The sequence below is a fragment of the Pseudomonas sp. S2_B07 genome, from assembly GCF_054668435.1.
The window spans coordinates 4155315-4177581 of record NZ_CP162769.1 but is presented as its reverse complement, the minus strand read 5'-3'; the positions used below and the strand labels follow the sequence as shown (position 1 = coordinate 4177581).

Here is a 22267-nt window from a genome sequence, read left to right as displayed (position 1 = left end):
GATCACGCGAATGTATCGATCAACGTTCCGAGCATTTCGTCTGAAGCCTTGGCGACTTTAGCGCCCGCTTCCACCTGAAATTTGCCTTGGGTCATCTCGACGACATTACTGGTCAGGTCGGATCGCTGACTGCGATCAACCGAACGCAGGCGATCCACCTGAACTTCGGAAGACTGGCTGGTCACCGACCGTTCGATGGTATTGCTGGCGATCTGTCCGGCCGCTTGATCGACGCGGTTCTGCCCTGTCTGAATGGTGCTCAGACCCGCATAAAAAGCAGTGTTACCTGAAATCTGCATGGGAGAACTCGTCCGGCAAGAGGATCAATAGCGGGCATTGAATCAGACATGATGGCAAAACGCCCGACAAAAACACTAATGGCACTGTGCCTTGTGATAGCTAAAACCTAGTCCAGCAAATCCAGCTGCAAATGCTCCGCCACGGATTCAGCGGTGACCGCCTTGAGTTTCGGCACCCGCCCAAGGCACGGCGCGGGGATTCGCTCGGCGAGTGTCGCGAGGTTCTCCTCCAGCCGCGAGGTTTTGGGATCAATGATATTGGCCACCCAACCCGCCAGCTGCAATCCATCCTGGGCAATCGCCTCGGCCGTCAACAGCGCATGATTGATGCAACCCAGGCGCACACCGACCACCAGAATGACCGGCAAACCCAGCGCCATCGCCAGGTCAGACAAATTGTCCTGATCCGCCAACGGCACACGCCATCCGCCCGCCCCTTCAATCAGGGTGAAATCCGCCTGCATGTCGAGAATCGCGCGCATGGGCGTCAACAGCGATTGCACCGTCAGCGCCACGCCAGCTTCGCGCGCGGCCAGGTGCGGCGCGATGGCTGGCTCGAACGCCACCGGGTTGACCTGTGCATACGTCAACGGCAACGAGCACTCGGCCAACAGCGCCAGCGCATCGGCGTTGCGTAACCCCTTGGACGTCACGTCGCAGCCCGAGGCAACCGGCTTGCCAGCCGCCGTGCTCAAGCCTGCCGACCGTGCGGCATGCAACAAGCCGGCGGCCACGGTGGTCTTGCCGACATCGGTGTCAGTGCCGGTGATGAAATAGGCTGCGCTCATAAAGGCTTCTCCAACACGGCATAGACCACCTGATAAGTCGCCGGCAAACCTTCGGCCTGACGAAACTGCTCATACGCCTCGATCAAACCGAGGATCCGCGCCCGGCCAGTCAAACCACCCGGCCGCCCAGGGTTCAGGTTGTGCGCACCCAATGCCTTGAGTTCATGGGTCAGGCTGCGCACATCCGGGTAATGCAACACATGAGGACGGGTTTGCAGGCTGACGGTTTTCAAGCCGCTGGCCGCACACAGTTGCTGATAAACACCCAACTCGCGGAATCGATTGACGTGGACCATGCCATCGACCTGACGCCAACTGTCACGCAGCTCAAACAACGTCCCTACACAAAGACTAGCAAACGCGAAAATCCCGCCCGGTTTCAGCACACGCTGCGCTTCGCTCAGCACCGAGCCGAAGTCCGCGCACCACTGCACGGCAAGACTGGAGAAGATCAGGTCACAGGTCGAATCCTGCAGCGGCAAGCGTTCCGCATCACCTGCGATGAAGTGGGAGGCCCCCCCCAACGGCCGGGCGTGATTGAGCATGCCTTCGGCGATGTCGAGTGCGACGCCGTGACTGGCCGGAAAACGCTCACCCAGCGCCCGACTGAAATAGCCGGTGCCGCAGCCCAGGTCGAGCCAGCGACCCGGGACAAAATCCGCGGGCAAGCGACTCAACAACTGGCTGCCGACATCACGTTGCAACTCGGCCACGCTGTCATAACTCGCCGCGGCACGGGAAAAAGAGGCCGCCACCTGGCGCTTGTCGGGCAATCCGCCGGACAAGTTGTGAAGGGATAAATCAGTCATCACCGGACTCATGCAAAAAGGCCTGAATCGCCCCCGCCACACCGTGAGGGTCTTCCAGAAGAAACGCGTGGCCGGCCTGTTCAATCAGACCGATTTCGACATCCGGCAGCAGCGCCAGCAAGTCCCCCGCCGCTTCGGCCGGGACCAGGCCGTCGAGGCCGGCGAACAAGTGCAGTTGAGGGCCGCGAAACGCCTGCAAAGCTTGACGGGTATCCAGTTGTGCGAGGACTTCCAGCCCCCTCATCAATATCGATGCAGAAGCGTTTGGCGCGCCAGCGAGCAATAACCGCGACAGGCCACGCGAGTCTACGGCCCCTTGTGCGCACAGCAACGAAAACCGTTTCAACGTCATGCGCGGATCAGCCTTGCAGCCAGCCAGGAAGGCATCGAACGTCTCGCCGGGCATCGCGCTCGGCCATTGCTCATGGGCGACAAACGAAGGATTACTCGCCAGGGTCAGCAAGCCGCAGCAACGATCACCACGACGTGCCGCCAATTCGGCCGCCAGCATGCCGCCCAAGGACCAGCCGCCGAGCCAGGCATCCTGAGGCACTGTCGCATCGAGTTCATCGAGCCACTCTTCCAGATCGCTCGACTCCAGTTCCGGCAGCGGCTCGATCTCGACGCGCAGGTGTTCATCCAACCCCTGCAAGGCCGCCGCCAACGGTTCCAATGGCGAAATCCCGAGGCCCCAACCGGGCAACAGAATCAATCGATCACGCATGGCTTGGCTCCGGTTTCAGCTGGGCAAAACAATCGGCCAGTCCATCTAACAATAGTTGCACCTGGTCTTCGCTATGCGCGGCGGTCAGCGTCACCCGCAAGCGGGCGCTGCCGGTGGGCACGGTCGGCGGACGGATCGCGGTCACCATCAAGCCGCGCTCACGCAACATCTGCGACAGTCGAACCGCACGCCCGGCATCGCCGATCATGATCGGCTGGATCGGCGTGAAACTGTCCATCAGCTCCAGGCCGATTTGCTCGGCGCCTTGGCGGAACTGGCGGATCAACGTCTTCAGATGCTCACGTCGCCAATGTTCGGTGCGCAGCAGTTCGAGGCTTTTCAGTGTCGCGCAAGCCAGCGCCGGTGGCTGGCTGGTGGTGTAAATGTAGGGTCGGGCGAACTGGATCAGGCTTTCGATCAACTCTTCGTTGCCCGCGACAAAAGCCCCAGCGGTACCGAACGCCTTGCCCAGCGTACCGACCAACACCGGTACGTCTTCCTGACTGAGACCGAAATGCTCGACGATCCCTCCGCCATTGGCACCCAACGGACCAAAGCCGTGAGCGTCATCGACCATCAGCCAGGCGCCTTTGGTCTTGGCTTCGCGCGCCAGTGCCGGCAGGTCGGCAATGTCGCCGTCCATGCTGAACACGCCGTCGGTGACCACCAGCGTATTGCCGGTGGCTTTCTCCAGGCGTTTGGCCAGGCTGTCCGCGTCGTTGTGCAGGTAGCGGTTGAAGCGCGCGCCGGACAGCAGACCGGCATCCAGTAACGAAGCATGATTGAGCCGGTCTTCGAGCACCGTATCGCCCTGCCCGACCAGCGCGGTGACCGCGCCGAGATTGGCCATGTAACCGGTGGTGAACAGCAACGCACGCGGGCGTCCGGTCAGATCAGCCAGGGCTTCTTCCAGTTCATGGTGCGGGGTGCTGTGACCGATGACCAAGTGCGACGCCCCGCCACCCACACCCCAGCGAGCCGCACCGGCGCGCCAGGCTTCGATCACTTGCGGGTGATTGGCCAGGCCCAGGTAATCGTTGTTGCAGAACGCGAGCAATGGTTGGCCATCGACCACCACTTCAGGGCCTTGAGGGCTGTCGAGCAGCGGGCGCTGGCGGTAGAGATTTTCGGCACGGCGGGCAGCAAGGCGTGCGGCGAGATCGAAAGACATGCAGGCCTCGGGCGGTCAGTTCACATGAATAAAAGTGAATGCGGTCCCTGTGGGAGCAAGCTTGCTCGCAATTGCGGTGCCGCATTCAACATTGATGTCGACTGACCTGGCGCCATTGCGAGCAAGCTCGCTCCCACAGTGTTTTGCATTCCTTCAGAGGAATCGGTGGAGGCTTCAAACAGCCGCGTTATAGAACTGCTCGCTGCTCTTCTGCTCAACCAGCGCCTGCTCAATCGCAGCCTGATGCACCTCGTCCGCGTGCTCTTCGCGCGCTTCCGGCAGAATCCCCAGGCGCGAGAACAGTTGCATGTCCTTGTCAGCCTGCGGGTTGGCGGTGGTCAGCAGTTTTTCGCCGTAGAAAATCGAATTCGCGCCAGCGAAGAACGCCAGGGCCTGCATCTGTTCGTTCATCGCTTCGCGGCCGGCGGACAGGCGTACGTGGGATTGCGGCATCAGGATGCGGGCAACGGCGAGCATGCGGATGAAGTCGAACGGATCGATGTCTTCGGCATTTTCCAGCGGCGTGCCAGCAACTTTCACCAGCATGTTGATCGGCACCGATTCCGGATGCTCCGGCAGGTTGGCCAACTGGATCAGCAGGTTGGCGCGGTCATCGAGGGACTCGCCCATGCCGAGGATGCCGCCGGAGCAGATCTTCATCCCCGATTCACGCACGTAAGCCAGGGTTTGCAGGCGCTCGCTGTAGGTGCGGGTGGTGATGATGCTGCCGTAGAACTCAGGCGACGTATCGAGGTTGTGGTTGTAGTAGTCGAGGCCGGCGTCGGCCAGCGCAACGGTCTGGTCCTGATCCAGGCGACCAAGGGTCATGCAGGTTTCCAGGCCCATGGCCTTCACGCCTTTGACCATTTCCAGCACGTACGGCATGTCTTTGGCCGACGGGTGTTTCCACGCCGCGCCCATGCAGAAACGGGTCGAGCCGATGGCCTTGGCGCGAGCAGCCTCTTCGAGGACTTTCTGCACTTCCATCAGTTTTTCTTTTTCCAGGCCGGTGTTGTAGTGACCGGACTGTGGGCAATATTTGCAATCTTCCGGGCAGGCGCCGGTCTTGATCGAGAGCAGCGTGGAAACCTGGACGCGATTGGCGTCGAAATGCGCGCGGTGCACCGTCTGTGCCTGGAACAACAGGTCGTTGAATGGCTGAACGAAGAGTGCTTTGACTTCGGCCAAAGACCAGTCATGACGCAGGGTTGCAGAGGTGCTGGCGCTCATGGGCGTTTCCTTTGTTTTATGCTTGGCAAGCGGCTGGGGGATGGAATACCCACAGACGCGACACGGATGTTCGGCATATTTAAGGAAGACTCATGCGCTGTCAACCACGATACGATGGACCGGTTTACATCTGGTTAAAAAACATACAGCGCTGTTTGCTCTGTGCTGAACCGGCCGAGGAGCAGACTCCGATCTGCATGGCCTGCGAAACGGAGTTGCCGTGGCTGGGCGACCACTGCCAGACCTGCGCCCTGCCCTTGCCCGGCACAGGTTTGACCTGCGGTCAGTGCCTGAAACAGCCACCCGCTTTCGAGCGAGTCGCCGCGCCGTGGTCGTACAGCTTTCCGCTGGACACGCTGATCACGCGCTTCAAGCATTCGGCAAAATGGCCATTTGGCCGCCTGCTCGCCGATCTTCTCGCGCAATACCTGCAACATCGCTTCGACGAAGACCTGAATCGGCCCGACGCACTGGTTCCGGTGCCGCTGGCCGCTAAACGACTGCGCCAACGGGGTTTCAATCAAGCCGCGATGCTCGCCCGCTGGCTCGGCGGCCATCTGGACATTCCTTGCGACGAAACGCTGCTGTTGAGGATTCAAGACACCAGCGCACAGCAGGATTTGAATGCCGAGGCCCGCAAGAAGAACCTGTGCAACGCGTTCGCCCTGACACCCGGCGCGCAGATCAAGGGGCGCCATTTGGCGTTGGTGGACGACGTGCTGACCACCGGCGCCACCGCACAAGCCCTCGCCCGGCTGCTGATGGACGCAGGAGCGGCGCGGGTTGACGTCTACTGCCTGGCCCGCACACCCAAACCGGGCGACACGGCTTAACCCGCGAACACAAAACCTGTAGGAGTGCGCCTGCTCGCGATAGCGGTGAGTCAGGCGTCATCAATGGTGAACGTCCAACCGCCATCGCGAGCAGGCTCACTCCTACAGGGATTGCGACCTGACTTGACTACCGAGTTGCAAGCGGCCAACGTCTTCTCAATTGTCACAGCCAAAGCGCCTCGTCATGTCCTTGCCTACGTTGTTGTCCCAGCACATTGTCCGTCGTCCGCAGCGCATCGCGTTGCTGCAACACGTCGCCGAACAAGGCTCGATCACCCGCGCCGCTAAAAGCGCGGGCCTGAGCTACAAGGCAGCATGGGACGCCATCGACGAGCTGAACAACCTGGCGCAGAAGCCGTTGGTGGAGCGCAGCGTCGGCGGTAAGGGTGGCGGTGGTGCCAAACTTTCCAGCGAAGGCTTGCGCGTGTTGCGCCTTTATCAAAAGCTGCAAGTCCTCCAGGCCCAGGTGCTGGAGGCCGCCGAAGATGCCAGCGATCTGGACCTGCTCGGCCGCCTGATGCTCAGAACCAGCGCGCGCAATCAACTGCACGGCCGGGTTGTCGAGATCGAAGCTCAGGGACGCAACGACCGGATCCGGCTCGAACTGGCCGAAGGCTTGAATATTGATACGCAGATCACCCACGACAGCACCCTGCGCCTGGAGCTGGAAACCGGCACCGAGGTGGTCGCCCTGATCAAGGCCGGTTGGCTGGACGTGCTGGCTATCGAGCAACACGCAACACCCGGCAACAATTGCCTCAAGGGCATTATCGAAGAAATTCTCGACGCCGAAGACGGGCCCAGCGAAGTGCGCATCAGCCTGCCCAATGGCCAGACGCTGTGCGCCTTGGCCGAGCCACTGCACTTGCGAACCCAAGGGCTGACCACTGACAAACCGGTGCTGGTGCAGTTTTTACCCTCCAACGTCCTGTTGGGTACTCCGCTCTGAAACAAAAGCGTCATGTCCGCTCACTAAGGTGACTGCAAAAACCGCAGGGAGCCTGATGTGAGCCTATTAGAAGAAAACCAGTCCACCGACCTCGAAAAAATGGTCGGCCTCAGCCGTCGCGGTTTCATCAGCGCCGGCGCCCTTTGCGGTGCCGCCATGTTCCTCGGGGGCAACCTGCTGAGCCGCAGCGTCATGGCCGCGAGTGTCAGCGCCGGCACCAGCAAACTGTTGGGTTTCGACAGCATCCCCGCCGCCACCAGCGACGCCATTACCTTGCCGGCCGGCTACAAGTCCTCGGTGTTGATCAGCTGGGGCCAGCCTCTGCAAAAAAACGGTCCGGCCTTCGACCCGAGTGGCAACGGCACGGCCGAGCATCAGGAAGTCCAGTTCGGTGACAACAACGACGGCATGAGCCTGTTCGAATTTCCCGGTGAAAAAGACCGGGCGCTGATGGCAATCAACAACGAATACACCAACTATCGCTATCTCTACGCACATGGCGGCATGCCGCAGTCGGCCGAAGAAGTGCGCAAGGCACTGGCCTGCGAAGGCGTGTCGGTGATCGAAGTGCAGCGCAAGAACGGCCAGTGGCAGTTCGTCCAGGGCTCGCGCTACAACCGTCGTATTCACGGCAACGCGCCGATCAGCCTGAGTGGCCCGGCTGCTGGCCATGAACGGGTGAAAACCAGCGCTGACCCGCATGGCAAAAATGTCCTCGGCACCTTCCAGAATTGCGCCAACGGCAAGACGCCATGGGGCACGTACCTGACCTGCGAAGAGAACTTCACCGACTGCTTCGGCAGCAGCAATGCCGAGCAAAAATTCGACGCGGCGCAAAAACGCTACGGCGCGGTGGCGGCCAGTAAAGAGATCAACTGGCACCAGCACGACGAACGTTTCGACCTGGCGAAAAACCCGAACGAACTCAACCGTCACGGCTGGGTGGTGGAAATCGACCCGTTCGACCCGCAATCAACCCCGGTCAAGCGCACGGCCCTGGGCCGCTTCAAGCATGAAAACGCCGCCCTGGCAGAAACCCATGACGGCCACGCCGTGGTGTACATGGGCGACGACGAGCGCGGCGAGTTCATCTACAAGTTCGTCAGCCGCGACAAGATCAACCACAAAAACCCCAAGGCCAACCGCGACCTGCTCGACCACGGCACCTTGTACGTGGCGCGCTTCGATGCCGGCGACGGCAATGCCGATCACCCGAAAGGCAAAGGTGAGTGGGTGGAGCTGACCCACGGCAAAAACGGCATCGACGCCAGCAGCGGTTTTGCTGATCAGGCCGAAGTGCTGATCCATGCACGTCTCGCTGCCAGCGTGGTGAAAGCCACGCGCATGGACCGCCCGGAATGGATCGTGGTCAGCCCCAAGGACGGCCAGGTTTATTGCACCCTGACCAACAACGCCAAGCGCGGTGAGGATGGCCAACCAGTGGGCGGGCCAAACCCGCGCGAGAAAAACGTCTACGGGCAGATCCTGCGCTGGCGCACCGACCGCGATGATCATGGCTCGAAAAGCTTTGCCTGGGACCTGTTTGTGGTCGCCGGCAACCCGGGCGTCCACGCCGGCACGCCGAAGGGTGGCTCGTCGAACATCACGCCGCAGAACATGTTCAACAGCCCGGATGGCTTGGGTTTCGACAAGGCCGGGCGGTTGTGGATTCTCACTGACGGCGACTCGAGCAATGCCGGTGATTTCGCCGGGATGGGCAACAACCAGATGCTATGTGCCGACCCGGTGACCGGGGAGATTCGCCGGTTCATGGTCGGGCCGATTGGTTGCGAAGTGACGGGGATCAGTTTCTCGCCAGACCAGAAGACGTTGTTTGTCGGGATTCAGCACCCGGGGGAGAACGGGGGGTCGACATTCCCGGAGCATCTGCCGAATGGCAAACCGCGGTCTTCGGTGATGGCGATTTCCCGTGAAGATGGCGGGGTCGTCGGCGCCTGATCAACGTCCCCCCTAAGGATCGTTCCCACGCTCGCGTGGGAACGATCCCCCTAAAGAAGCCCGGTCTGCGCTACCATGCTTGGCCGGACGCGGCAGCCTGCTGCGCGCAGGAGTCAGCATGGCCCACCCGTTTGCAACCCTCACCCCAGACCTCGTGCTCGATGCCGTCGAAAGCATCGGCTTTCTCAGCGACGCGCGCATCCTGGCGCTCAACAGCTACGAGAACCGCGTCTATCAAGTCGGCATCGAAGACTCCGAACCGCTGATCGCCAAGTTCTACCGCCCGCAGCGCTGGACCAACGAAGCGATTCTCGAAGAGCACCAGTTCACCTTCGAACTCGCCGAGTGCGACGTGCCAGTGGTGGCGCCGATGATTCACAACGGCGCCAGCCTGCACGAACACAAGGGCTTTCGTTTCACCCTGTTCCCGCGCCGCGGTGGCCGTGCGCCAGAGCCGGGCAATCTCGATCAACTCTATCGCCTGGGTCAGTTGCTCGGTCGCCTGCACGCCGTGGGCTCCACCAAACCGTTCGAGCACCGTGAAGCGCTGGGCGTGAAGAACTTCGGTCACGATTCGCTGACCACCTTGCTCGAAGGCAATTTTGTCCCCAAGAGTTTGTTGCCCGCCTACGAGTCCGTGGCCCGCGATCTGCTCAAGCGAGTGGAAGAGGTCTACAAGGCCACGCCGCACCAGAACATCCGCGTGCACGGCGATTGCCACCCCGGCAACATGATGTGCCGTGACGAAATGTTCCACATCGTCGACCTCGATGACTGCCGCATGGGCCCGGCGGTGCAGGACATCTGGATGATGCTCGCCGGTGACCGCCAGGAGTGCCTCGGCCAATTGTCGGAATTGATGGACGGCTACAACGAGTTTCACGATTTCGATCCGCGGGAACTGGCGTTGATCGAACCGCTGCGCGCCTTGCGCCTGATGCACTACAGCGCCTGGCTCGCCCGCCGCTGGGACGACCCGGCGTTCCCGCACAGTTTTCCGTGGTTCGGCAGCGAGCGGTATTGGGGTGACCAGGTGTTGGCGTTGCGTGAGCAACTTGCAGCCCTGAACGAAGAACCCCTCAAACTTTTCTGACTCGCACAGTTCCCACCTGTGGGAGTGAGCCTTATCGCGATGGCGGCGAAATATTCAGCACATCAGTGGCTGACACACCGCTATCGCGAGCAGGCTCACTCCTACAGGGACTGTGTTCACAATTGCCCAACCTATTCAGGCAGGACATTCGTAGACAAATCTCCTTACAATCCCTTCTTTGTTAGCTGCCTAAGCAAGGATTCTGCATGCAAGCTGCCAACCCGCGTCGCGGGTACATTCTGGGCCTGAGCGCCTACATCATCTGGGGATTGTTCCCGCTCTATTTCAAAGCCATCGCCAATGTACCCGCCGTGGAGATCATCATCCATCGCGTGTTGTGGTCCGCGTTGTTCGGCGCCTTGTTGCTGATGGTCTGGAAACATCCCGGCTGGTGGCGCGAGTTGCGCGACAACCCGAAACGCCTGGGGATCCTGGCCTTGAGCGGCACGCTGATCGCGGCCAACTGGCTGACTTACGTGTGGTCGGTGAACAACGGGCGGATGCTTGAGGCCAGCCTCGGTTACTACATCAACCCGCTGGTGAACGTGTTGCTGGGGATGTTGATCCTCGGCGAACGCCTGCGGCGCATGCAATGGCTGGCGGTGGGTCTGGCGGCGGTCGGCGTGGCGCAACAGGTGTGGCAAGTCGGCAGCCTGCCGTGGGTGTCGCTGGTGCTGGCGCTGACGTTTGGATTCTATGGATTGATCCGTAAACAGGCACCGGTCAAAGCGCTGCCCGGTCTGGTAGTGGAAACCTGGATGCTGGTGCCGATTGCGGTCGCTTGGCTGCTGTTCAACCCGACGGCGGCCAGCGCGCAACCCGAGTTCTGGACCACCTCCGAAGCCTGGTGGCTGGTGGCCGCCGGCCCGGTCACGCTGGTGCCGCTGATCTGTTTCAACGCCGCCGCACGGCATATACCCTACACAACTTTGGGATTCCTCCAGTACACGGCGCCGACGTTGGTGCTGTTGCAAGCCGTACTGCTGTTTGGCGAAAAGCTGTCGTCCAGCACGCTGGTTGCGTTCATCTTTATTTGGGCAGGCCTGGCGGTGTACAGCGTTGATGCGTGGATAAGTTTGCGTCGTCGCAGCTGATCAAAAAACACACAAACCTCTACAGGCCACGTCTTCCGTGGCCTGCATCGATCCTTCCCAAGGTTATCCACAGCGTGATCCCCGCTGTTTGTGCGCAACTTGTTGAAACTGATGGTTTTTTGATCAGACCCTGAAGAAGCCCGGCCGGCGTGGGCTGGCGGGCTGTCTCTACAGGTTATCCACAGGCAGGTGCACGTTTAACTTGGATAACCCTTTCACGGTTCACTGCGCAGCACCAGTTCGACCATCAAATCGTCCGCCAGGGTTTCCAGGCGCGACTGCAATACGTCCAGCGACAAGGTCAGTGGCACGGCGAGGATTGCTTCAGCGTGGAACAGCGGCTCGCTGCTCATCGGCGCCGGGCGCACTTCTGTGACCAATCTTTCCAGGTTCACACCCTGCTCGCTGAGCAGACGGGTGATGTCACGCACGATCCCCGGACGATCGTTGCCCACCAACTCCATCGCAATCGGCTTCCAGGTGCAGGATTGTTCGATGCCGCTTTCGGCAATCAATACGCGTATGCCTTGGGCGGACAACGCCTGCAGGGCATCGACCAATTCATCGTAGGCCTCGGCCGGCACCCCCACCCGAAGAATCCCGGCGAACTGCCCGGCCATGCGCGACATACGGCTTTCCAGCCAGTTGCCGCCGTGTTCGGCAATGCACTGGGCGATGCGCTCGACCTGCCCAGCCTTGTCCGGAGCAAACACTGTGAGTACGAGGTGGTCCATGGCGCAGCCCTCTTTTGTTATAGAAACAGAAGTATAGGCAAGGGCTGATACTGCGTTGATTCGTCTGACGCCATCGCGAGCAGGCTCACTCCTACAACGTCTTGCGCGATCCTGTAGGAGTGAGCCTGCTCGCGATGGGAGCGCCGCTGAAGATCCTGTCAATAACAAATCGTGTACAACTTTTTATATTTAACTGGAACAATCCAATGGTTTTTTGAGAACATCCCGTTCCCCGACATGACTGCAATGCGTCATGGGGTCGCAGAACGACGTAATTAGTCTAATTTTCACAAGCGCAATTCATCATGTAGTATGCCGCAGCGCGCACTACATAACGTTGGATCGATGTCTGCCACCGGCACACTCGCAACCCTGAAAAGCCCTGTCAGCAAGGCCTACAAGCCGTTGATCGGACCGAACCCAGCCGCCCGCAAGGGCATGTACTGGCGGACGGGTTTGTGGTTTAAATGGCCTGAGGCTTCATTGTCAAAATTGAAGAGCTGAAAAGCGAAATAGCTGAGCAGAGTGAGGCAAGCAATGACTGAACACGTTCAAGTCGGTGGCCTGCAGGTCGCCAAAGTCCTGTTCGACTTCGTGAACAACGAAGCCATTCCCGGTACCGGCCTCACCGCCGATAAGTTCTGGGCCGGTGCCGACAAGGTCATTCACGACCTGGCCCCGAAGAACAAAGCCCTACTCGCCAAACGCGATGATTTCCAGGCTCGTATCGATGGCTGGCACCAATCCCGTGCCGGTCAACCACACGACGCTGTGGCTTATAAAGCCTTCTTGCAAGACATCGGTTATCTGCTGCCAGAAGCAGCCGATTTCCAGGCAACGACGCAAAACGTCGATGACGAAATCGCCCGCATGGCCGGTCCGCAACTTGTGGTTCCGGTCATGAACGCCCGTTTCGCGCTCAACGCCTCGAACGCCCGCTGGGGTTCGCTGTATGACGCGCTCTACGGCACCGACGCCATCAGCGAAGCTGACGGCGCGGAAAAAGGCAAAGGCTACAACAAGGTTCGCGGCGACAAGGTGATTGCCTTCGCTCGCGCCTTCCTCGACGAAGCCGCGCCATTGGCAGCCGGCTCCCACGTCGATTCCACCGGCTACAAAATCGTTGACGGCAAACTGGTGGTCGCCCTTAAAGGCGGCAGCAACACCGGCCTGCGCAACGACGCTCAGCTGATCGGTTTCCACGGCGATGCGGCCGCACCGACCGCGATTCTGCTGAAGAACAACGGCCTGCACTTCGAAATCCAGATCGATGCCAGCACCCCGGTCGGCCAGACCGATGCTGCCGGCGTCAAAGACATCCTGATGGAAGCCGCACTGACCACCATCATGGACTGCGAAGACTCCGTCGCCGCTGTCGATGCCGATGACAAAGTGGTGATCTACCGCAACTGGCTCGGCCTGATGAAGGGCGACCTGTCGGAAGAAGTCTCCAAGGGCGGTCAGACCTTTACCCGCACCATGAACGCTGATCGCACTTACACCGGTGTCGATGGTAAAGAACTGAGCCTGCACGGTCGTTCGCTGTTGTTCGTGCGCAACGTCGGTCACCTGATGACCATCGACGCGATTCTCGACAAGGGCGGCAACGAAGTGCCGGAAGGTATCCTTGACGGTCTGGTGACCAGCCTTGCCGCGATCCACAGCCTCAATGGCAACAGCTCGCGCAAGAACAGCCGCACCGGGTCGGTCTACATCGTGAAGCCGAAAATGCACGGCCCGGAAGAAGCCGCGTTCACCAACGAGTTGTTCGGTCGCATCGAAGACGTACTCGGTCTGCCGCGCAACACGCTGAAAGTCGGGATCATGGACGAGGAGCGCCGCACCACGGTCAACCTCAAGGCCTGCATCAAGGCTGCCAGCGAGCGCGTGGTGTTCATCAACACCGGTTTCCTCGACCGTACAGGCGATGAAATCCACACCTCCATGGAAGCCGGCCCGATGGTGCGCAAGGCCGACATGAAGGCCGAGAAGTGGATCGGTGCCTACGAGAACTGGAACGTCGATATCGGTTTGAGCACCGGCCTGCAAGGTCGCGCGCAGATCGGTAAAGGCATGTGGGCGATGCCCGACCTGATGGCGGCGATGCTCGAACAGAAAATCGCCCACCCGCTGGCCGGCGCAAACACTGCCTGGGTTCCATCGCCGACCGCCGCAGCGCTGCACGCGTTGCACTACCACAAGGTCGACGTGTTCGCCCGTCAGGCCGAACTGGCCAAACGTGCCCGTGCTTCGGTGGACGACATCCTGACCATCCCATTGGCGGTGAACCCGCAATGGACCGCAGAACAGATCAAGAACGAACTGGACAACAACGCCCAGGGCATTCTCGGTTATGTGGTGCGCTGGATCGACCAGGGCGTGGGTTGCTCGAAAGTACCGGACATCAACGACATCGGCCTGATGGAAGACCGTGCGACGCTGCGGATTTCCAGCCAGCACATCGCCAACTGGCTGCGTCATGGCATCGTCACACATGACCAGGTCATGGAAAGCCTCAAGCGCATGGCGCCGGTGGTTGACCGCCAGAACGCCAACGACGCGCTGTATCGTCCGCTGGCACCGAACTTCGACAGCAACATCGCCTTCCAGGCGGCGGTCGAACTGGTGGTTGAAGGCACGAAGCAGCCAAACGGCTACACCGAGCCGGTCCTGCACCGTCGTCGCCGCGAGTTCAAGGCTGCCAATGGCCTGTAACTAGTCGCCGATGCCGGACAAAAAAAGGCCCTGATCTTTCGATCAGGGCCTTTTTATTTGCGAATGCATTCCCTTGTAGGCGTGAGCCTGCTCGCGATGGCGGTGTGTCAGTAAACTTTTATATCGCCTGACACTTCGCTATCGCGAGCAGGCTCACTCCTACAGGGGGGATGCGTGATTCAGAGAGGACTACTTAAGGCTTGATTCCCAGCTCACGCTTGACCAGTCCCAACAACATCTCGGTGTCGATAGGCTTGAGCAAGAAATCCACCACACTCAAATGCATCGCCTCAATGGCGTCTTTCACGTCAGCGTCGCCGGAAACGATGATGATGGGCAAGGCCGCCCGAACCGACTCTCGGACCTGACGGATAAGGTCCAGGCCATCGACATTGCCCATACGCAAATCAGTGATCACCAGACCGATTGAAGGCTTTCTCACTTCGTCTTCCGCAACCAGCAACTTGAGTGCGCTTTCACCACTGGCAGCGGTGATGCAGCGAATACCGTCCAACGCAAGAATCTCCGACAACAACTCACGCGCGTCTTTATCGTCGTCAACGATCAGCACCCGCTGCGCCGGCAAATCGGGTTCGAGCATGACGGCACTCAGCGCCTCGCGCTCGGCATCACTCAAAATATCGTGGTCGGACATGGCGTTCTCTACGTTTTCAATGCAATCCCCTAGCTCAATCGTCAGACACCGCTAAGCAGACCATCAATGTGCACTTCGTCGGAAAGTATTTCTATAGCCAATGTAGGAGGTTTTTCCCACATTTGCGTCAGACATTTCCTAACTTCCGACACCTGCATGGCCTACCTAGACTTACGTCCAATGGGCACCCCGCACGCAGGGGCGGACGATGACAGCGTCATCCGACAACAACAATTCAAAAAAGACTGCGGTAATGGTTATGAGTAAAACGGACGCCTTCACACAGGCAGGGAAAACCGCCGTATTGCAAAACATCCAGGGCACTTTGCAATTCCTTCAGCGGTTCCCGCCCTTCAATCAGATGGAACACGCTCACCTGGCGTACCTGGTTGAACAATGCCAGCTGCGTTTTTATGCCCCCGGCGACAGCATTATCAAGCCCGCCGATGGCCCGGTTGAATACTTCTACATCGTCAAACAGGGCCGCGTCGTCGGTGAGCGCCCGCACACGGCCAAAGGCGGCACCGAAACCACGTTCGAAATCACCACCGGCGAGTGCTTCCCCCTCGCCGCGTTGTTGGGTGAACGTGCGACCCGCACCGAACACCTCGCCGCCGAAGACACCTTTTGCCTTCAGCTAAACAAGCTGGCGTTCATCAAACTGTTCGCGCTTTCCAGCACCTTTCGCGACTTTGCCCTGCGCGGCGTCAGCAGTCTGCTGGATCAGGTCAACCAGCAAGTCCAGCAAAAAGCCGTGGAAACCCTCGGCACGCAGTACTCGCTGAACACACGCCTGGGCGAATTGGCCATGCGCCACCCGGTGACCTGCAGCCCGGCGACGCCGCTGCGTGAAGCGGTGACGCTGATGCACGAGCAACAGGTCGGCAGCATCGTCGTGGTCGATGAACACAAAGCCCCGCTGGGAATCTTCACCCTGCGCGACCTGCGCCATGTGGTGGCGGCCGGTACCAATGACTTCAATGAAACGATCGAGCGGCACATGACCCAGGCGCCGTTTTTCCTGTCGCCGGACCACAGCGCTTTCGACGCGGCCATCGCCATGACCGAGCGGCACATCGCTCACGTCTGCCTGGTGAAAGATCAGCGCCTGTGCGGCGTGGTCTCGGAACGTGACCTGTTTTCCCTGCAACGGGTGGATCTGGTACACCTGGCACGGACGATTCGCAGCGCCCAGCGCATCGAAAACCTGGTGCTGATGCGTGGCGAGATCGGCCAACTGGTCGAGCGCATGCTGGCTCACGGCGCCTCGTCGACGCAGATCACCCACATTATTACGCTGCTCAACGACCACACCGTGTGCCGGGTGATCGAGCTGACCCTCGCCGATAAAGGTGACCCCGGTGTGCCGTTCAGTTGGTTGTGCTTCGGCAGCGAAGGCCGCCGTGAGCAAACGCTGCATACCGATCAGGACAACGGCATTCTGTTCGAGGCCCGAGACGCCGCGCACGCTGCCGAGATTCGCGGCAAGCTGTTGCCTATTGCCCAGCAGATCAACCAGAGCCTGGCGCTCTGCGGCTTCACGCTGTGTAAGGGCAACATCATGGCTGGCAACCCGGAGTTGTGCTTGTCGCGGGCCGAATGGGCGCGACGGTTTGCGGCGTTTATCCGCGAGGCGACGCCGGAGAACCTGCTGGGCTCGAGCATCTATTTCGACCTGCGCGTGGTCTGGGGCGACGAACAAGGGTGCGAGCAACTGCGTCGCGGGATCCTCGAGCAGGTCGCCGATAACCGGCTGTTCCAGCGGATGCTGGCCGAGAACGCCTTGCGCAATCGTCCGCCCGTGGGGCGTTTCCGTGAGTTCGTACTGGCGCGCAAGAACGGTGAAAAAGCCACGCTGGACCTCAAGGTGCAGGGCCTGACACCATTCGTCGATGGCGCACGGTTGCTGGCATTGGCCCACGGGATCGAGACCAACAATACCCTGGAGCGTTTTCGCCAACTGGTGGCCAAGGAAATCATTCAGCCGCTGGACGGTGCCGCCTATGAAGAGGCGTACCACTTCATTCAGCAAACCCGTATGCAGCAACATCAGCTGCAAACGCGGGAGAACTTGCCCTACTCCAACCGGGTCGATCCGGACAGCCTCAATCATCTGGACCGGCGGATCCTGCGGGAATCCCTGCGCCAGGCGCAACGCCTGCAAAGCAGCCTGGCCCTGCGGTATCAGCTATGAGCCTGTTTTCATGGCTGCGCCCGGCCACGCCGCTGCTGACGGAGGAGTTGCAGCAACGACTCAAGCGCTTGCCATCGGTGACCGAGCTGGGTGAATGCAGCCTGCGTGAACAGCGCTGGGTGGTGCTCGACCTGGAAACCACCGGGCTCAACCTGAACAAAGATCGGGTGTTGTCCATTGGTGCCGTGGTGATCGAGGACGGCGCCATCGACTTCAGCCAGCAGTTCGAACGCACGCTGCAGTGCGCCGACCTGAAGCTCGCGCCCAGCATGCTGATTCATGGCCTCGGCCCCAGCGCCATTGCGGCCGGCAGCGATCCGGCGCAAGCCTTGCTCGACTTCATGGAGTTCCTCGGCGACAGCCCGGTGTTGGCGTTTCATGCGCCGTTCGATCAGCACATGCTGGGCCGCGCGCTGAAAGACCACTTGGGCTACAAGTTGACTCATCCGTTTCTGGACGTGGCAGACATCGCCCCGCTGCTGTGCCCTCAGGCGCACATTCGCGAGGCCGGTCTGGATGAGTGGATCGACTGGTTCAAACTGGAAGTGTTCGAGCGACATAACGCCAGTGCCGACGCGTTGGCGACGGCTGAGTTGGCGTTGATCCTGTTTAGCCGGGCGCGGCAACAGCAGATTCATAGTCCGTTGAACTTGCAGCAGCGGTTGAGTCAGTGGAAACGCCGGCAACATGCGCCGTCCTTTTAACTATGCAGTGACTTTTCTGGTCTCATCGCGAGCAAGCTCGCTCCCACAGGGATACTCGGTCACCTGTGGGAGCGTGGCTTGCCCGCGATGAACGATAACGCGGTCGAACTGCATGCCTACCGCCACAATTCGCCCGACCAGCGCCAATTGCTTACCTTCCCCGCCTCTGCCACAATCGCGAACAATTCTCGTTAGTTAACACTTCCCAATCGGTGATGCTGCGTGTCGTCAATCCAAAGCCCCCACAGTGAGCTCGTTGGTGCGTTATATCGCGACCACCGCGGTTGGCTATTGGCCTGGCTGCGACGTAACGTGGCGTGCCCGCAGCGTGCCGAAGACCTGAGCCAGGACACCTTTGTACGGTTACTGGGCCGCGATGAGCTGAAAGAACCTCGCGAGCCGCGGGCGTTTCTGGTGGCGATTGCCAAAGGCCTGCTGTTCGACTACTTCCGCCGCGCCGCGCTGGAACAGGCCTACCTCACCGAACTGATGCTGATCCCCGAAGGCGAACAACCGTCGATCGAGGAGCAGCAGTTAATCCTCGAAGACCTCAAAGCCATTGACCGTTTGCTGGGTCAGCTGTCGAGCAAGGCTCGCGCCGCGTTTCTCTATAACCGCCTCGACGGCCTCACCCATGCCGAAATCGCCGAACGACTGGGCGTCTCGGTGCCGCGTGTCCGGCAATACCTGGCCCAGGGGATTCGTCAGTGCTACATCGCGTTGTACGGTGAACCGGTATGAGCCCGGTCAGTTCCAAACCCGTGTCGGCCAAGGTGCTGGATGCAGCGATTGCCTGGCAATTGTCCCTCGACTCCGGCAGCCCGGTGGAGCGCGAAGCGTTCAGCCAGTGGCACGCAGCCCACGAGGAACATGCCCGCGCCTGGCGCCAGTTGGGCATGCTCGACCAGCGTTTCAGCGTCGCCAACGGCCCGGCCCGTACGGCATTGCTGCAATCACGTGAAAGCATTCGCCGCCGCGTGCGCAAACTGGGCAGCGGCGTGGCCAGTGTTATCGCAGTGATCGGGCTGGCCTTGTTTGCCGGTGAGCGTTATCTGCCCCTCGACTACTGGCTGGCCGACCAGCGCACCGCCACGGGCGAGCAGCGCACCCTGCGCCTGGCGGATGGCACGCTGCTCAACCTCAACACCCACAGTGCCGTGGACATCCGTTTTGATGAGAAGCGGCGGCGGATCATCCTTCAGGAAGGCGAAATCCTCGTCGAAACCGGTCATGGCGATGCCCGACCGTTTATCGTCGAAACCCGCGAAGGTAGCATGCGCGCCCTCGGGACGTTGTTCCTGGTCAAGCGCGAGGAAGAAGGCACACGTCTGAGCGTGTTGAAGTCCGCTGTCGCCGCGCATCCCGAGTCGAGCGCTGAAGAACAGATTCTGCAAGAAGGTCAGCAAGTGCTGATGCGCAGCAATGGCCTGGGACCGATTGTCGCCGTGAATGCCGGCGCCGATGCGTGGACTCGCGGCATGCTGGTGGTCGATAACGCGCGCCTGAAAGACCTGGTGCACGAACTCGGCCGGTATCGGCCCGGGCACCTGGGGGTTGCACCCGAGATTGCCGACCTGCGGATCACCGGCAGCTTCCCGCTGCACGACACCGATAAAGCCTTGAGCGCCCTGTTGCCGACCCTGCCGGTGCAGATCGAACAGCACACGCCGTGGTGGGTGACGGTGGCGAAGGCTGACGCCCGGCCTTAAGTGATGATCGCTCCACACTCTGCGTGGGAACGATCATGTCGACAGATCAGCACCCGATTTCTGAATCGAAATTATTTTCATCCAGCCCTATCACTTTTCAATTCTCGTCCGGCACCTAAGCAATTGAGAAATGTTTCCATTCAGGAGCCGCCGTATGTCCCGTTCGCTGAACACCTTGTTGCGCCCCAGTCTGCTGGCAATTGCCATTGCCCTTTGCGCCCCTCTGGCCAGCACTCAGCTGATCGCCGCTGAACAGGCCTCCAGTGTTCACGCCTACAACCTGCCGGCCGCGCCATTGGCCAGCACCCTGAACCAGATCGCCAGCCAGGCCGGCCTGGCGCTGTCGCTGAATCCATCCCTGGCCGCAGGCAAGACCTCGGCGCCGGTGAAGGGGCAGTTCGACGCGGCCGCCGCCCTGCGTGAAGCCTTGCGCGGCACCGGTCTGCAACTGGAACAGAGCAGCGCCGGCACGTACAGCCTGGTCGCCATTCCCGAGGGCACACTGGCCCTGCCGGAAACCGCGGTCATTGGTGTGGAAAATACCGAAAGCGCCTGGGGCCCGGTAGACGGCTACCTCGCCAAACGCACCGCCGCTGGCACCAAGACCGATACCGCGCTGGTCGAAGCACCGCGCTCGATTTCCGTCGTGACTCGCGAGCAAATGGACGACCGCAACGTCCAGAACCTCGATGACGCCGTACGCTACATGCCCGGCACCACCGCCAGTAGCTACGGCAGCGACACCCGCGCCGACTGGTTGCGCGTGCGTGGTTTCGAACCGACCCAGTTCCTCGACGGCCTGCCCCTGCCTAAAGGCGTGTACGCCAACCCGAAACAGGAAACCTGGAACCTCGATCGCCTCGCCGTGCTGCGCGGCCCGGCGTCTTCAGTGTACGGCCAGACCCCGCCGGGCGGCCTGCTTGACATGGTCAGCCGCCGCCCATCAGCGGTGGATAGCCACGAGATCGAGGTGCAATACGGCAGCGACAACCATCGCCAGATCAACTTCGCCAGCACCGGCAAGATCGATGACGAAGGCCAGTTTCTCTACGGATTGAGCGGCGTGGTGCGCGACAGCGATACGCAGATCGACCACGTCGAGAACAAGCGCTACAACATCGCACCGAGCCTGACCTGGAACATCGACGAAGACACCCGGTTCACCCTGCTGACCCAGTTCACCCGTGACGATACCGGCATCACCAGCCAGTTCCTGCCGGTGCAAGGCACCAAAATCGACATGCCGTTCGGCGATATTTCCCATCACAAGAACCTCGGTGATCCGGACTGGGAATACTACGACCGCACCTACTACGCGCTGGGCTATGCGTTCGAACATCGTCTGAACGACGTGTGGCAATTCCGGCAGAACCTGCGTTACACCAAGTCGGACCTGTCGTTCCAGGCCGTCACCGTTGGCTCGTATCCGTTCACCCAGGTGGATGACGCCGGCAACGTGGGCCGCTCCACCACCAGCGTCGAAGAAGACATCAGCCAGTTCGCCGTGGACAACAACTTCCAGGCCGACTTCGCCACCGGCGAAGTGAATCACACCGTGCTGCTGGGTCTCGACCACCAGCGCAGCAACACCAACTACCTCTCCATTTTCGGCAGCGCACCGCCGATCAACGTCAACAACCCGATCCATGGCTTGCCGATCGAGCGTCCGGACCGTTCCACCGCGTTCTACGACTATGACCAGAAGACCTACCAGACCGGCCTGTACGTGCAGGACCAAATGGCCCTCGATCAATGGCGCCTGACCCTCGGCGGCCGTGAAGACTGGGTGCACACCGGCACCAAGTTCTTCAACAAGGGCGATGCCACCAACACCGAGCGCGACAAGAATTTCAGCGGCAACGCGGCGATCAGCTATGTGTTTGATTCGGGCTTTGTGCCGTACCTGTCGTACGCCGAATCCTTCCAGCCGACCACCGGTGCAGCGGCCTCGTCCACTGAATCGTTCAAACCCACCGAAGGCAAACAGTGGGAACTGGGCATCAAGTACCAGCCGCCCGGCAGCAATACCCTGCTGACCGCTGCAATCTACGACCTGACCCAGAAAAACGTCTCCGTCACCACCACCGTCGGCGCCACGCCAATCACCAGCCAGACCGGTGAAGTCAAAGTCAAAGGCCTGGAACTGGAAGCAGTTTCCGACGTGACCGAAAACCTCAAGCTCATCGCCGCGTACACCCTGGCCAAATCCGAAGTGCAGGATGGCGACTTCAAAGGCAATCGCCTGCAGCTGATGCCTAACCAACAGGCCTCGCTGTGGACTGACTACACCTGGCACAACGGCGTGCTGGACGGCTTCGGCGTAGGCGCTGGCGTTCGCTACACCGGCAATACCTACGGTGACCAGGCCAACACCGAACTGGGCAAGGCAGATGCCTACACCGTGTTCGACGCCGCCGTTCATTACGACCTCGGCCGCCTGGACAACACCCTGAAAGGTGCGTCCCTGGCGCTGAACGCCACCAACCTGTTCGACAAGGACTACATCTCGACTTGTGACAGTTTCTACTGCTACTACGGTGACCAGCGCAGCGTCGTCGCCAGTGCAACCTACAAGTGGTAATCGTCTGACCTGACATGCCCCACAAC

At 60.5% G+C, this 22267-nt stretch carries 19 protein-coding genes; 11 read left to right on the top strand and 8 right to left on the bottom strand.

All coding sequences use genetic code 11. The annotated features are described in order from the left end of the window. Positions 1-2: 2 nt before the first annotated feature. The 6 genes from AB4N43_RS19195 to bioB form a co-directional block, all read right to left on the bottom strand. On the bottom strand, positions 3-299 hold the full coding sequence (locus AB4N43_RS19195; RefSeq protein ID WP_460151811.1) for a pyrroloquinoline quinone biosynthesis protein PqqE: 297 nt from the start codon (positions 297-299) through the stop codon (positions 3-5). 107 nt (positions 300-406) lie between these two features. Continuing rightward, positions 407-1087 carry a dethiobiotin synthase gene (gene bioD / locus AB4N43_RS19190; RefSeq protein ID WP_027926697.1) on the bottom strand — a complete coding sequence of 227 codons (681 nt, stop codon included), beginning with the start codon at positions 1085-1087 and terminating at the stop codon, positions 407-409. Next, entirely contained in the window at positions 1084-1896 is an 813-nt protein-coding gene (bioC, locus tag AB4N43_RS19185; RefSeq protein ID WP_027926696.1) for a malonyl-ACP O-methyltransferase BioC, read from the bottom strand. Before bioC ends, bioD begins: the two co-directional genes overlap by 4 nt. Continuing rightward, positions 1889-2620 (bottom strand): alpha/beta fold hydrolase, encoded by a 732-nt coding sequence (locus AB4N43_RS19180; RefSeq protein ID WP_194940419.1) that lies wholly within the window; start codon positions 2618-2620, stop codon positions 1889-1891. Before AB4N43_RS19180 ends, bioC begins: the two co-directional genes overlap by 8 nt. Then, on the bottom strand, positions 2613-3791 hold the full coding sequence (gene bioF, locus AB4N43_RS19175; protein ID WP_460151810.1) for an 8-amino-7-oxononanoate synthase: 1179 nt from the start codon (positions 3789-3791) through the stop codon (positions 2613-2615). Before bioF ends, AB4N43_RS19180 begins: the two co-directional genes overlap by 8 nt. A gap of 174 nt (positions 3792-3965) precedes the next feature. Further along, complete coding sequence (gene bioB / locus AB4N43_RS19170) at positions 3966-5021, bottom strand: biotin synthase BioB (protein ID WP_010467114.1); 1056 nt, start codon at positions 5019-5021, stop codon at positions 3966-3968. A 92-nt stretch (positions 5022-5113) separates the two neighbouring features. Here bioB and AB4N43_RS19165 point away from each other — a divergent pair, with 92 nt between their 5' ends. From AB4N43_RS19165 to rarD, 5 genes are all read left to right on the top strand, one after another. Beyond that, on the top strand, positions 5114-5854 hold the full coding sequence (locus AB4N43_RS19165) for a double zinc ribbon domain-containing protein (RefSeq protein ID WP_460151809.1): 741 nt from the start codon (positions 5114-5116) through the stop codon (positions 5852-5854). 184 nt (positions 5855-6038) lie between these two features. After that, on the top strand, positions 6039-6803 hold the full coding sequence (locus tag AB4N43_RS19160) for a TOBE domain-containing protein (protein ID WP_059182057.1): 765 nt from the start codon (positions 6039-6041) through the stop codon (positions 6801-6803). 57 nt (positions 6804-6860) lie between these two features. Continuing rightward, positions 6861-8762, top strand: coding sequence for a PhoX family protein (locus AB4N43_RS19155; RefSeq protein ID WP_460151808.1), 1902 nt, complete (start codon positions 6861-6863; stop codon positions 8760-8762). Between the two features lie 118 nt (positions 8763-8880). Continuing rightward, entirely contained in the window at positions 8881-9855 is a 975-nt protein-coding gene (locus AB4N43_RS19150; RefSeq protein WP_059182055.1) for a serine/threonine protein kinase, read from the top strand. A gap of 206 nt (positions 9856-10061) precedes the next feature. Further along, positions 10062-10949 (top strand): EamA family transporter RarD, encoded by an 888-nt coding sequence (gene rarD, locus AB4N43_RS19145; protein ID WP_027926688.1) that lies wholly within the window; start codon positions 10062-10064, stop codon positions 10947-10949. A 215-nt stretch (positions 10950-11164) separates the two neighbouring features. Here the strand turns inward: rarD and AB4N43_RS19140 are convergent, their stop codons facing one another. Then, entirely contained in the window at positions 11165-11683 is a 519-nt protein-coding gene (locus AB4N43_RS19140; protein WP_027926687.1) for a glycine cleavage system transcriptional repressor, read from the bottom strand. Between the two features lie 537 nt (positions 11684-12220). On the opposite strand from AB4N43_RS19140, the gene AB4N43_RS19135 reads away from it, so the two are divergent. Next, positions 12221-14398, top strand: coding sequence for a malate synthase G (locus AB4N43_RS19135; protein ID WP_460151807.1), 2178 nt, complete (start codon positions 12221-12223; stop codon positions 14396-14398). A gap of 193 nt (positions 14399-14591) precedes the next feature. Here AB4N43_RS19135 and AB4N43_RS19130 read toward each other — a convergent pair whose 3' ends face one another. Then, positions 14592-15053, bottom strand: a complete 462-nt coding sequence (locus AB4N43_RS19130) for a response regulator (RefSeq protein ID WP_027926685.1) — start codon at positions 15051-15053, stop codon at positions 14592-14594. 253 nt (positions 15054-15306) lie between these two features. Between AB4N43_RS19130 and AB4N43_RS19125 the strand changes: the two genes are divergently transcribed. The 5 genes from AB4N43_RS19125 to AB4N43_RS19105 all read left to right on the top strand — a co-directional run bounded on the left by AB4N43_RS19125 (position 15307) and on the right by AB4N43_RS19105 (position 22241). Continuing rightward, positions 15307-17247, top strand: coding sequence for a putative nucleotidyltransferase substrate binding domain-containing protein (locus AB4N43_RS19125; RefSeq protein ID WP_027926684.1), 1941 nt, complete (start codon positions 15307-15309; stop codon positions 17245-17247). After that, positions 17244-17951, top strand: a complete 708-nt coding sequence (locus AB4N43_RS19120) for a 3'-5' exonuclease (RefSeq protein ID WP_027926683.1) — start codon at positions 17244-17246, stop codon at positions 17949-17951. Before AB4N43_RS19125 ends, AB4N43_RS19120 begins: the two co-directional genes overlap by 4 nt. Before the next feature lie 222 nt (positions 17952-18173). After that, positions 18174-18692: an RNA polymerase sigma factor gene (locus tag AB4N43_RS19115; RefSeq protein WP_027926682.1), complete on the top strand. Its 519-nt coding sequence runs from the start codon at positions 18174-18176 to the stop codon at positions 18690-18692. Continuing rightward, positions 18689-19660, top strand: coding sequence for a FecR domain-containing protein (locus AB4N43_RS19110; protein ID WP_460151806.1), 972 nt, complete (start codon positions 18689-18691; stop codon positions 19658-19660). The genes AB4N43_RS19115 and AB4N43_RS19110 overlap by 4 nt, the downstream gene beginning before the upstream one ends. Positions 19661-19814: 154 nt before the next feature. After that, positions 19815-22241: a TonB-dependent siderophore receptor gene (locus AB4N43_RS19105; RefSeq protein WP_460151805.1), complete on the top strand. Its 2427-nt coding sequence runs from the start codon at positions 19815-19817 to the stop codon at positions 22239-22241. Positions 22242-22267 lie beyond the last annotated feature (26 nt).